Consider the following 13012-nt stretch of genomic DNA (forward strand, 5'->3'; position numbering starts at 1 on the left):
GATTTGCCGCGAATTGCCCGACGCTACTCTCCCGCAAGGCGCAAGGCTTCGGCCAGGATACCCGGGCCGAGGTGGAAACCACTCGCATCAAGCGCATCCAGCAAGGGCCTGACCAAGGGGACCACTCCGAATTCTTTTGCCTTGAGCAACAATCCGACGGTTCCGGTCACCGGCACTCCCAGGCGGGCGGCGACCGCCCTTGCCTTGCGATCATCGAGTATCACGCGTATCCCCTTTTCCTGGGCCAGCGCAATAGCCTCGGATTCCCCGGCATCCACCATCATCCGCAACGAGGCTACCAGTGCCCGGTCGGCAGGCGGGACAATTTGCAACCAGGCGGGACGCGCGCCGAATTCCTTTTCCACGGCAGGCGGCGCCCATGCGGGTTGCAGCAACGCGTCGATGACGTCCAGCCGTCCGATGTTATCGAGGCCGATCAGGCAGGTGCTGTCCAATACGGCGGCGATTTTGGCCGGAGCTACCATGCCAGATCGTCAGCCAGTTCAGATGCCGCGTGGTTCGCAACGGGTATTCCCTGCTGGCCGAGCACATCGAGAAATGTCCGTTTGGACAGATTGGCGACGGTGGCGGCCTGCCCGGCGCTCAATCGCCCCGCTTCGAAAAGTTTTATGGCAAGCATCAACCGGGCATCCTCCTTGGGCACGAACGGCGGCAATGTGACTTCCAGGATATTTTCCGGTATGGCAGGCATGGGGGCAAAATGCGCCCGCTTGCCTCCAAAATCAATCTTTCGCTCATGAATGCCGATTTCCCGGCGACGAACACGGCCCGGGTTTCCCCGAGCAAGCTTCGGATACCCGTCCGAAGCGGACGAAGGTCTTCGACGCTTGTGCCAGATCGGGCATATTGTTCCCGTGCACACCTCCCCCCCGGATCGCCAGGCTTCAATCCAACAAGTGAACCGGGTTTCATGGTATTTTATCGTGATAAATAAATGAAGTTTTGTCAGAAAACCGGAAACCCTGCCTCTTGTTCGCAACACCCATTTACAGCAGAACGCCCCTCCCCGCCATGATTCCGATTCTCTCAAAACCAGATTTCTGCCCATCCCGGTGCCTGTCGATCCGCAACCGGGGCTTCACCCTCGTCGAGCTGATTGTGGTCATCGCAATCATCGGCATCCTTGCCGGCATTCTGATCCCGACTGCCCTCCATGTTCGTTATTTGGCACGGATTGCCCAGTGCTCCTCCAACCTCCGGCAGATATTTTTGACGTTCGAGCTTTACGCCGCCGACCACAAGAACCACTGGCCGCCCTCCCGCTTGGCAAACGAGTCGGGCACCACAACGGCCTCCTATCCCTATATCATCAAGGACTATGTTTACGGGAACCGGTATGGGAGTACTCCGGGGGGCTCCGCCTCCATGTATGTCTGTTCCGAATGGAAGGTGCAACTCGACTGGACCGGCGGCACCCATTACAGCATAAACGACTACCTCTACGCCGATCTGCCGGACGGAAATTACAGCCCGGCTCCCAAAATGCGGATCACTCAACCTTCCCGCACCCTCCTGCTGGGCGACATGTGCTGGTGGGAGTCGTCACGGCAGTCGTTCGTCAACATCAATAGCTCGGGCCGGCTTCCCGGAACCGTTTACGATAAGAGAAATAATCCGCCGGCCTCCACCTCGCACACCAATGGCGGAGCCAATGTCCTCTTTGCCGACGGCCATGTCCGGTATTGGAAAAACAGCTACATTTATCGCGACGCAAAGTATTGGAACGGCGGTCCCGAGGATATCTGGTCGGCGGTCAAATAGGCCGCGCTCCGTGTTCGCCCCTCCCGATCGCCAGGATACCAGCCTGCCTCTCGTTTTTCCCCGTCAGACCAACCCCGCAACTCTCCCCATCCCATTCCATCCCTACCTACACCATGAAACCGTCACATCTCCACCTCCATGTTTTCGGAGCCATCCTGGCCGCCGCCTGCGTCCAGCTTTCCTATGCGCAAACCGCCTCGGATAATTTCAACGCCTATTCCGCAGGCGCTTTTGCTCCAGCGGGTGGGGCCGGATCTTGGATGCGTTTCTACGCAGGGAACAACCTCACAGGGTCTGAACCTTCGGGTCACTCTTGGTCCATTTCATCCGATTATGAATCCCCGTTCTCAGGCACGCCGGGAGGGCGGGGATTTGTCTATACGGATACATCGACCACCACCGGCGCTGCGACGGGCTTGTTCTATGATCTCGGCGCCGGTTATACCCAGCTCAGCCTCTCGTTTGATTTCCAAATCATCACTCCCGGGCTCGGTCTGAATCTGATTGCTTCACAAACGACCAATAGGAGTGCCACCAGTGCGTGGCTGGGGCTGAGTAGTCCGCTTAGCTACAGCACTGGCCCTAGTAACCCCAATACGGATTTGGGCACCGTGCTCACGCCTGGCATATGGTATCACATCGAGGCGGCCTATACGGTGGCCGGATCAGGGGGCACGGATTATTATACTGTTACGATCACGCCTTTCGGGGGGGAGAGCGTGGTGCATTCGGCGCTCACATTCCGCTATGATGCGAACAGCATCCGTTACATCCAGTTCATAAGCACCGGAGGCAATGTCCAGACCGGTTCCTTCGCCATCGACAATTTTTCCATTCCCGCCGTCCCCGTCCCCGAGCCTTCATCCACCGCTCTCCTGGTCGGCGTCTTCGCGCTGGCGTTTTTTCTTTGTCGGCGGCGCTGAAAATGACGGCATCCTAGAGTCGGCCATCCCGTTGACGAGATGACCGGTCCCGCTCGTCCGCATCCCCCCATTCACACTCGTATGTCTCCCGGCAGGTATTCATGTTTGGTCCGTCTCGGCTGCATGATCTTCGCATTGGCAGCGACGCCGTTTGGTCTCGCGGCATCCGCCTCGCCCACCGTTCCCGCGGCGACCAACGCCGCGGTCCCTGAACCCGCGTTGCGCGACCTCAAGGAAGTCTTCCCGCGAAACGGGATTCCTCGCGTGCTGCGAAAACTGGAGGCCGGCCAAAGCCTGCGCGTCGCCTATCTGGGAGGAAGCATAACGGCGCAGAAAGGCTGGCGGGTGCAGAGCCTGGACTGGCTCCGCCGGCAATATCCGCAGGCCAGGATCGACGAGATCAGGGCGACCGTGGGAGGCACGGGGTCGGAACTGGGCGTCTTCCGCCTGCGTTCCGATGTATTGGACAAAAAGCCCGATCTCCTGTTCGTGGAATTTGCGGTGAACGATGGCAAAGCCCGGCCATCCGACATCCACAAGTCGATCGAAGGCATCGTTCGCCAGACCTGGCGCACGGTGCCCGATTGCGACATTGTTTTTATTTATACCGTCACCGGCTCCCACGTTCGCCGTCTGCGCATCGGGAAGATGGAGCCGGCGGCCTCCGCCATGGAAGACGTGGCCGATCACTATGGCATCCCTTCCATTCATTTCGGCGTGGAAATCGCCCGGCTCCTCCAGGAGGGCAAGCTGGTCATGTCTTCTTCCGGCGCCCGCGTGGAACGCGTGTCCGGCGAAGAACTCGACATGACGACTCCGCTTCCAACCGACGAGCAGGGCCGCATCGTGTTTTCCAGGGACGGAGTGCATCCTTATCTCGATACCGGCCACATGCTCTACACCCGGACCTTCGTTCGCGCGATGGAGCCGATCCGCGCCGTCCGGGCGACAGCGCCTCTCGCCGCCACGCCGCGGACTTTGCGCGACCCGTTCGACGCCGGCAATTGGGAAAAGGCCACGGCCGTGCCTCTCGGCTCCAGTCCGGCGCTCCAGGTGGACGGTTCGTTTTCGGTGTCAAAAGACGGCGTCATCTGGCGCCTGGAGCCGGGGACGACGCTGCGCTTCCGGTTTCGCGGGACCAAGGTGGCGTTTTACGATTATCTCGGCCCGAACTCCGGCATGATAGAAGTGTCGCTTGACGGGGAGAAGCGGACGGTCACGCGCTTCGATGGCTATTGCACCTATCGCCGTCAGCACATGGTGGTTGTCGGCGACAACCTGCCGCCGGGCGAACATGAAGTGACAGTCACCGTACTGGCCGATCAGGTGGACAAACGAAACATCCTCTTCGCGCGCAATCGGGAGGACTTTGACAAGAATCCCGCCAAATATGAAGGCAACATCTGGCACGTGCGGTCGGTTCTCCTGATCGGGGAGCTGATTGAATAAAGCGCGGATCCAAGGAACACTTCGTATGCTACGTTTCCCTTTGACCCTCTTGCTCCTGTCGGGTGGGTGCGGTGTATCGAGCGCCGCGCTTCCTCCGGAGCCTGTCTCCGGCTCGTCGGTTTCCAAGGAGGAGACCTTCGTTGACTACATCTTCGACGCGGAGCGGCAGGTGCTCCGCGACCGGTGGGGACGGCAACCCGACCGGCCCGCGCCGGGCATCGCCCCGGTGGCCGAGACCGGGGGCGCGCCCGCCCTGCGCCCCCAGGCGGGAAAACCGGTCCGGCTCACCGGCCTCGATCTGCCTGCCGGCCCGCTGACCCTGTCGCTGTGGGTGCGTCCCGACGCTCCGCTTTCCGGCGCGCCCCAGGTCATCCGTGCCAGCGGCAGCGTGCTCACCCTCGGCATCGACGGGCAAAACCGCTACCAGGTCACCCGCAGTGACGACGACCGGCGCCCGCAGTCCGCCACCGCCGCCGAGCCCGTCGGGCCGGGGCGCTGGCAGCATCTCGCCGCCACCCACGATGGCGTGACGCTCGCGCTCTACGTCGATGGCCGCCTCGTCGCCACCCAGTCCTGTCGCGGACGAAAAACCTCCCACAGCGATTCCGGCGAGGCGCTTGGTTCGCGCGGGGATGGGAGCAATCCCTTCCGAGGGCTCATCGCAGCCTACGCCGTTTACAACCGGGCCTTCACCGCCGCCGAGATCGCGGCGCTGGCCCGGTCCTTCCACGCCCGGTCTCCCGACAACAACGCAACTATCCAAGTCCGTTCCCTCTCTTCTTTATGATTCGACCGCTGTTTTCCTTTCTTCCGATTTTCTGCCTGACGCTTGCGACCCCCGCGGGCGCTCCCGCCACGGAGCGGCCGAACGCGGTCGCGCCGGAGTTTCCCCCGTTTGTCCTCTTCCATGGTTGCCCGCAATGGGCCTCGGCGCGGGGGCATCAGGATTATCACCGCTACAACTTCGACCGTCCCTTCGCCCCGGGTGACACGCCCAATCGGGTCTGGCAGCTCCGCACCATGCTGGAGCACGTGCCCGGCGGCGTCTTTGGCACCTACCTTTTTTTTCAAAATCTCGACCGGCTGGACCGTCCGGCCATCATCTTTGAAGAATACCTCGAGGCGGCGAAATCCGTCGAAGGCGCGGCCATCGTGCCCATTGTCCACGCCATCGGTCCCGCGGCCGAACGCCCGCAGAAGCTCAAGGCTCTGGTTGAAGAACTCCTCAATCGCCATGCCGACCATCCCGCGTGGTTTCGGCTCAACGGGCTGCCCGTCATCGTTGACTATGCCGCCGGGGGGCTGGGCGTGGAGCGGGCGGAGGAGCTGGCCGCGCTCATCGCCTCCCTGCGCGCCGAGGGGCGCCGCTTCATCTGGCTGACGCACGGCGTCGGCGGCCTGTCCTTCGCGGTCAACGGCAAGGTGGACGAGCCGCAACTGGCCGTGCTGTTGCAGGCCACGGAAGGAGCTTACAATTTCTCCGCGCCGCTTCCTCAAGGGCTCGGCGGCCTGGCGGACCTCGCCACCGCCGTGCGGCGGACACCGGGCCGGCTTTTTGGCGGCGGCTTCAACCCCGGGTATTATTCCAGTCGCCTGAACGGCCGCAATTACATCAGCCAGCAAGGCACCTGGCGGCTCAGGCAAGCGCTGGAACTTCTGGCGGAAACCAAGCCGGACTTCCTGCAAGTCGCCACCTGGAACGACTGGGTCGAGGCCACCAGTTTCGAGCCGAGCTACAATCATACCACCGCCCTGCTGGACATCGTGCGCCATTACGCCGACCGGATGTTCGACCGCCCGCCGCCCGCAAGCGACCGGCCCCGCGTCATCGTCTCCTATCGCAAGAACATCTTTCCGGGTGAGCCCCTCGATATCGAAATCCTCAGCCTCCCCGTCGCCCCCGGCTACGAAACGGTGAGCGGCACGCTCACGCTGCGCGATCAGGCCGGCGGCGTCCTCGCTACCCTCCCTTGGGGCCCCCTTTCGGGTCGTAGTGCCGAAGCCACTACCGTCACCTGGACCGTCCCGGCGACTGCCACCCGCGACATGCTCCGGCCCGAAGTCACGGTCAACGCCGCCGCCTTCAGCCAGACCTACAGGCAACTGGCCCCCGTCCCCGTCGTCACCAACTCGGTGCAGGCCGACATGCTCTACTTCAACGTGCCTCTCCACCGTCTCCGCATCGACGCGCAACCCGTGCTCCTCGTCAACGGACGCCCCGGCGGGCAGCCCTCCCTCGCCGGCCCCCGCCTGCTCGTGATCGACCCCGCCTCCGCCGCCACGGCCGGCACCGCCGTGGCCGGCGTCTCCTACCTCAAGAACGGCCACGTCATCAACGACCCCTTGCCCGACACCGCCAGCCGGGCGGTGGTGGACAACTGGCCCGGCGATCCGCTCCTCACCGGCATGATCGCGCACGACTACTACGGCGCCCTGGTCGGCTATGCGGACGGCACCATCGCCTATGCCACCGGCCAGTGGGCCGCCGACGCCGCCTGGCCCGACACCGCGGCCAGTTACCAGTTTGAACTCGAAAGCCTGTTCCCCCGGCTAAAAATCGGGAGGGACAAGCTGATCGACACCTCCGGCCACAAGCTCCACGGTCAGCTCGGCCGGACCGATCAGGCCGGCAAGGCGGGCCGCCCCGCCTGGAAGAACCTCTCCGACCGTTGGGATGCCCTCCAGTTCAACGGCAAGGACACTTTTGTGGACATCCCCCTCGCCGCCATGCCTGCCGGCCCGGTCACGGTTCAACTGCTTGTCCAGCCCTCGGAGAAACCCGGACGCCAGCAGGAGATATTCATCCAGCGCGGCGCCAACCTGTCGCTGCGCATCGCCGCGAACGGAAAATTCGAGGCCCGGCGTCTCAACACCCGGAGGGATTTCGACCTCGCCACCGGCTCCACGACCCTGAAGCCCGGCCAGTGGTATCACGTCACCGCCACCTACGACATGACCCGGCTGCGACTCTACGTGAACGGCGTCGAGGAGGCTTCCGTGCCGAGCAACGGCCTGCGCTCGCCGGAAAAAATCCGTCTCGGCGGCCCGTTCGGCGACACGGAAAACGACGCCATCATCGACCGCACGCGGGGCGATTCCTGGTTCAAGGGCCGCATCGCCCACCTGCGCATCCTCAACGGCGCCGCCCGCCCCGACGCCATCGTCGGCGACCACCGTGAACTCGCCCAAGTGCTGGCGGCGGCCAACCCATAGGAGCGGTGACATCCTGTCCTCTTCATTCCCCGTCAACCCCGTGTGCGATTCAGCCTTACCCCATGCCCAATCGATCCCTGTCCACACTTGCTTCCCCCTCCCATCACCCTTGCGCGGGCATTCTTCTGGGTTGCCTGCTGGCCGTCGGAGCCTCCCTGGGCGCGCAGACCACCCACACGCCTTTCTGGATCGGAGGCGGCTCCGCCAACGACTGGTCCGACGCTGCAAACTGGTCCGATGCGCCGGGTGGCGCAGGGGGCTGGCTGCCCTCCGGCAGCGGCGTGGCCGTCGCCACGTTCAACAACGCTGCAACGGTCAACGTGAACGCCGCCTGGTCGATCAGGCGTATCATGTTTTCAAATACAAGCGGCGTCGTGACGATGGGGGGCGGCGGCTTGCTGGATGTCCGGCTCCAGACGCACAACCAATATTGGATCAACACCTCCGGAGCGGGCGGCCGCACAGCCGGCGATCTCGTGCTTTCTTACAGCGGCAACGTCGCGGAGCAACTCGGTCATATCAGTTCAAACGGAGGTTCGCTTGCGCTTGGGAACCTTTTTGTGACGCAGGCGGACGGCACGTCGGCCACCTCGATCTCACTCTCCCTGCGAGGCGCCTCCACGAGCGCGAACAACCTGGTGGCCGGGGTTGTCTTTGACGAGGCCACCACGCCCGCGGACAGGATTCTCCAAAAGATCGACACGGGCCGCTGGACGGTGGGGGGCGCTGCCAACAACTTCACCGAAGTGGGGGTAGGCCGGGGGGCGTTGAGATTCGCCACGGCCGCGGCGCTGCCCTCCGCCGCCCATGTGTGGCTGTCCACCTCCTCGGCTGGCTATTCCTCGACCCTCGAACTCGATGGCCGGCATCTTACGGCCGCGGGGCTCGTCGCCACCGGCGGCGCGCAGGGCGCCACCCGCATCGCCGGCGAGGGCAGCCTCACGGTCGCCAACGGCATCGTCGTCGATACGGTCTGCTTCCTTGTAAACGGCCGGGTGAATTCGGGCGGACATGTCGCCATCGCCGAAAGCGGCATTTTGGGGGGCGACGGCAGCCTGGCGCTCTCCGCGGGCAAGGACATCGTGATCGAGGGCGTGCTGGCGCCCGGCATGGTGAACAGCCTGACCTCGGCGGACAGATACAGCCTGCCCGGCTCCCTTGAGCTTTCGCTGGCCGGTTCCGGCAGGCTCAGGTTCGCGCCCGGCTCCGTGCTGGCATTTGACCTCGGGGGGACAGACGCCGCCTCGGACAAGATCGTGTTCGCCACCACCGGCGACTGGCTCGCCGGCAGCGGCAACGCCACGCTCGCGCTGACGGGCGTCGTCGATCACAACAAAGTCCATACCCTCTTCCGCAACGTCACCACCGATGGTTTCGCATTCGAGAGCATCATCGGCTACGACGACTCCGGCTACATCGCCCGGCTCGAACGGGTGGGTAACGATTATCAGCTCCGCTTCACTCCGATGTATCGGCTCCCAGCCTACAATGGCTACTGGCTCAAGTCGTCCGGGGTGGAGAACGAGACATTCGGCGATCTCGTGCTTTCTTATAGCGGCAACGTCGCGGAGCAAATCGGTCATATCAGCTCCACCGGCGGTTCGCTCGCGCTCGGGGATCTTTTCGTGACGCAGGCGGGCGGCACGACGGCCACCTCGATCGCACTCTCCCTGCGAGGCACCTCCACGAGCGCGAACAACCTGGTGGCCGGGGTTGTCTTTGACGAGGCCACCACGCCCGGGGGCAGGATTCTCCAAAAGACCGACACGGGCCGCTGGACGGTGGGGGGGGCGGCCAACAACTTCACCGAAGTGAGGATAGTCCGGGGGGCGTTGAGATTCGCCACGGCCTCGGCCTTGCCTTCCGCCGCCCTTGTGCGGCTGTCCACCTCCTCGGCCGACTATTCCTCGACCCTCGAACTCAATGGCCGCCATCTTGCGGCCGGACGGCTTGTCGCCACCGGCGGTGCGCAGGGCGCCACCCGAGTCGCCGGCGAGGGCAGCCTCACGGTCGCCAACGGCATCGCCATCGATGCGGTCTGGTTCCTTGCGAATGGTCAGGTGAACTCGGGCGGGGACGTTGCCCTTGCCACCGGCGGCATCCTGGCCGGTGACGGCGCGCTGTCACTCTCCGCGGACAAAGACATCGTCATCGGGGCTGGGGCGACTCTTTCGCCCGGCAACGTGAGCAGCCTGACCTCGGCCTCCAGGCAAAGTCAGGCCGGCACCCTGACGCTTTCGCTGGCCGGTTCCGGCAAGCTCAGGTTCGAGACGGATTCCGTGCTGTCTCTCGATCTTGGGGCGACGGACGCCGTCTCGGACAAGATCGTGTTCGCCACCACCGGCGACTGGCTCGCCGGTGGCGGCGGCGCAACCCTCGCGTTAAAGGGAGCCATCGACTACGGCAAAACCTATACCCTCTTCCGCAACGTCACCACCGCTGGTTTCACCTTCGAGCGCATCACCGGCTACGACGACTCCCGCTACATCGCCCGGCTGGAGCGGGTGGGCGACGATTATCGACTCGGCTTCGCAGCCGCCTTCGTCGTCTCTAAGGAGGAAGTCTTTGTGGACTATCTTTTCGATCCGGCGGACAGGATGCTTCATGACCGGTGGGCGCGGCAGCCTTCACGCCCCGCTCCAGGAATAATCACCGTGGCGGATTCCGGCGATTTGCCCGCGCTGCGTCCGCAGGCCGGGCAACCGGTCCAACTGACCGTCCTCGATCTGCCTGCCGGTCCGCTGACCTTGTCGCTGTGGGTGCGTCCCGATCCCCCGCTTTCCACCGCTCCGCAGATCATCCGTGCGGGCAATGTAGTCACCCTCGGGATCGACAAGAACAATCGATACCATGTCTCCCGCAGCAACGATGATCGACGCCCCCAGACGGCGGTCGCCTCCGTTCCGGTTGAATCGGGACGCTGGCAGCACCTCGCCGTGACGCACGACGGTGTCTCCCTCGCTCTCTATATCGATGGCCGGCTCGCGGCCACTCAAGCCTGCCGGGGCCGGAAAACATCCGGCCGCGATTCGGTCGAAGCGCTTGGCTCCCGGGGAACCGGGCTCGATCCCTTCCACGGGCTCATTGCCGCCTACACCGTTTACAATCGCGACTTCACCGCCGCCGAAATCGCCGCGCTTGCCCAAATCCCGCCGTCCTCCGGTCCCCACACCCCTTGATATGACCAAGTCGCTTCTCGCCCTGTTTGGTTTGCTCTCCGGTCTTCTTGCCACCGCCGCGCCGGAGGTTCCCCCGTTCATCCTTTTCCATGCCTGTCCGCAATGGGCCGCGGCCCGCGGTCATCAGGATTATTACCGCTACAGCTTCGACCGCCCCTTTGCCCTCGGCAATGAATCCGACCTGAAAGTATGGCAGCTCCGCGCCATGCTGCGCGAAGTGCCCGGCGCCGTCTTCGGCGCCTATCTCTACAACGGCAGCATCGAAAACCCCGACCAGAGAGCGCAGCGCCTTGAAGATTATCTGGAAGCGGCCAGGTCCGTCGAAGGCGCCGCCATCGTGCCCATCGTTCACGCGACCGGAGGCAACGCGGCCGAAAAGCTCAGGAATCAGGTCAAGCTGTTCCTGGACCGTTTTGCCGATCATCCCTCCTGGTTTCGCATCAACGGCCTTCCCGTCATCTTTGATTACGCGGCCGGTGGCATCGGCCTTGCGAATGCCGGCGAGCTGGTGGACCTGATAGCCAGCCTTCGCGGCGAAGGTTATCGCTTCATCTGGTTCGGTCACGGCGTCGCCGGCACCTCTTTTTCGGTCAGCGGCCGGGTGGACGAACCGCAACTGGCCGTGCTGTTGCAGGCTGCCGAAGGAGCTTATAATTTCTCCGCGCCACTCGATCAAGGGCTCGGCGGCCTGGCTGACCTCGCCGCCGCCGTGCGGCGGACTCCGGGCAAGCTCTTTGGCGGCGGTTTCAACCCCGGCTATTATTCCAATCGCCTCGATTCCCGCAATTACATCAGCCAGCAAGGCACCTGGCGGCTCAGGAAGGTGCTGGAACTCCTGGCCGAAACCAGACCGGATTTCCTGCAGGCCGCCACCTGGAACGACTGGGTGGAGTCCACCAGCTTCGAGCCCAGCTACAAGCACACCACCGCCCTCCTTGAGATCGTGCGCCATTACGCGGACCGGATGTTCGACCGCCCGCCGCCCGCGGGCGACCGGCCCCGCGTCATCGTCTCCTATCGCAAGAACATTTTCCCGGGAGAGCCCCTCGAGTTCGAAATCCTCAGCCTCCCCGTCGCCCCCGGCTACGAAACGGTGAGCGGCACGCTCACGCTGCGTGATCAGACCGGCGGCGTCCTCGCGACCCTGCCTTGGGGCCCGCTTTCGGGCCGTAGTGCCGAAGCCACGACCGTCACCTGGACCGTCCCGGCCGCCGCCACCCGCGACATGCTCCGGCCCGAAGTCACGGTCAACGCCGCCGCCTTCAGCCAGACCTACCGGCAGCTCGCCCCCGTCCCCGTCGTCACCAACTCGGTGCAGGCCGACATGCTCTGCTTCAGTGTGCCGCTCCATCGTCTCCGCACCGGCGATCAACCCGTCCTTCTCGTCAACCGGCGCTCCGGCGGCCAGCCCTCCCTCACGGGTCCCCGGCTTCTGGAAATCGACTCCGCATCCGTTTCCGGGAATGCGGTGATGGGCATTGCGTATTTGAAAAACGGATTCATCATCAATGATCCCACGCCCGACACCGCGGCCCGGCCCGTGGTCGAGAACTGGCTGAGCGATCCGCTCCATACCGGCATGGTCTCGGAGGATTACTACGGAGCCCTCGTCGGCTACGAGGATGGCACCATCGCCTACGCCAGCGGCCAGTGGGCCTCCGACGCCGCCTGGCCTCGCATCGCGGCCAGTTACCAGTTTGAACTCGAAAGCCTGTTCCCCCGGCTAAAAATCGGGAGGGACAAGCTGATCGACACCTCCGGCCGCAAGCTCCACGGCCAGCTTGGCCAGACCGATCCGGCCGACAAGGCGGGCCGCCCCGGCTGGAAGAACCTCTCCGATCGCTGGGATGCCCTCCAGTTCAACGGCAAGGATACCTTCGTGGACATCCCTTTCGCCGCCATGCCCGCCGGGTCCGTCACGGTTCAACTGCTTGTCCGCCCCGACGAGAAGCCCGGCCGCCAGCAGGAGCTCTTCATCCAGCGTGACGCCGGCCTTTCCCTGCGCATCACGGCGGGCGGAAGGTTCGAGGCGCGCCGGCTTAACGCCCGCCGGGATTTCGACTTCGCTCCCGGGTCCACCGTCGTCCAGTCCGGCCAGTGGTATCATGTCACCGCCACTTGGGACATGAGCCGGCTGCGCCTCTATGTGAACGGTGTCGAGGAAGCCTCCATAATAAGCGACGGGCTGTGCTCGCCGGAGCGCAGCCGGCTCGGCGGTCCGCTCGGGAACTCGGAAGACGACGCCCTTCTGGACGGCACGCGCGGAGACTCCTTCTTCAAGGGCCGCATCGCCTATTTTCGTATCCTTAACGGCGTGGCACGTCCCGACGCCATCGCGGGCGACCATCAGGAACTCAAAAAGGTGCTGGCGGCGGTCAACCCATAGAAGCGGCATAATCTCTCCGCAGAGCAGTCCCGCGAACCCAATCACATCATTCGGCCCCGGCCATTTTCCGACTTTACCAT

General features: G+C 64.0%; 9 protein-coding genes. 7 read left to right on the forward strand and 2 right to left on the reverse strand.

The genetic code is table 11. The annotated features are described in order from the left end of the window. Positions 1-23 precede the first annotated feature (23 nt). The gene (locus tag OPIT5_13530) at positions 24-485 is read right to left on the reverse strand and encodes a hypothetical protein (GenBank protein AHF91074.1); all 462 of its coding nucleotides are present in this window, start codon (positions 483-485) and stop codon (positions 24-26) included. Then, complete coding sequence (locus OPIT5_13535; GenBank protein AHF91075.1) at positions 479-712, reverse strand: hypothetical protein; 234 nt, start codon at positions 710-712, stop codon at positions 479-481. The genes OPIT5_13530 and OPIT5_13535 overlap by 7 nt, the downstream gene beginning before the upstream one ends. A gap of 320 nt (positions 713-1032) precedes the next feature. Here OPIT5_13535 and OPIT5_13540 point away from each other — a divergent pair, with 320 nt between their 5' ends. From OPIT5_13540 to OPIT5_13570, 7 genes are all read left to right on the forward strand, one after another. Beyond that, positions 1033-1782 carry an N-terminal cleavage protein gene (locus tag OPIT5_13540; GenBank protein AHF91076.1) on the forward strand — a complete coding sequence of 250 codons (750 nt, stop codon included), beginning with the start codon at positions 1033-1035 and terminating at the stop codon, positions 1780-1782. A 602-nt stretch (positions 1783-2384) separates the two neighbouring features. Next, a complete protein-coding gene (locus OPIT5_13545) occupies positions 2385-2705 on the forward strand; it encodes a hypothetical protein (GenBank protein ID AHF94373.1) in 321 nt (106 codons plus the stop codon). 123 nt (positions 2706-2828) lie between these two features. Then, positions 2829-4154, forward strand: coding sequence for an acyl-CoA thioesterase (locus tag OPIT5_13550; GenBank protein AHF91077.1), 1326 nt, complete (start codon positions 2829-2831; stop codon positions 4152-4154). Between the two features lie 25 nt (positions 4155-4179). Continuing rightward, the gene (locus tag OPIT5_13555; GenBank protein ID AHF91078.1) at positions 4180-4941 is read left to right on the forward strand and encodes a laminin; all 762 of its coding nucleotides are present in this window, start codon (positions 4180-4182) and stop codon (positions 4939-4941) included. Beyond that, positions 4938-7367, forward strand: coding sequence for a laminin (locus OPIT5_13560; protein ID AHF91079.1), 2430 nt, complete (start codon positions 4938-4940; stop codon positions 7365-7367). Before OPIT5_13555 ends, OPIT5_13560 begins: the two co-directional genes overlap by 4 nt. Positions 7368-7429: 62 nt before the next feature. Next, entirely contained in the window at positions 7430-10546 is a 3117-nt protein-coding gene (locus OPIT5_13565) for a laminin (GenBank protein ID AHF91080.1), read from the forward strand. Then, complete coding sequence (locus tag OPIT5_13570; GenBank protein ID AHF91081.1) at positions 10506-12932, forward strand: laminin; 2427 nt, start codon at positions 10506-10508, stop codon at positions 12930-12932. The genes OPIT5_13565 and OPIT5_13570 overlap by 41 nt, the downstream gene beginning before the upstream one ends. Positions 12933-13012 lie beyond the last annotated feature (80 nt).

This window comes from Opitutaceae bacterium TAV5 (assembly GCA_000242935.3).
In the GTDB taxonomy this organism is placed as follows: Bacteria; Verrucomicrobiota; Verrucomicrobiia; order Opitutales; family Opitutaceae; genus Geminisphaera.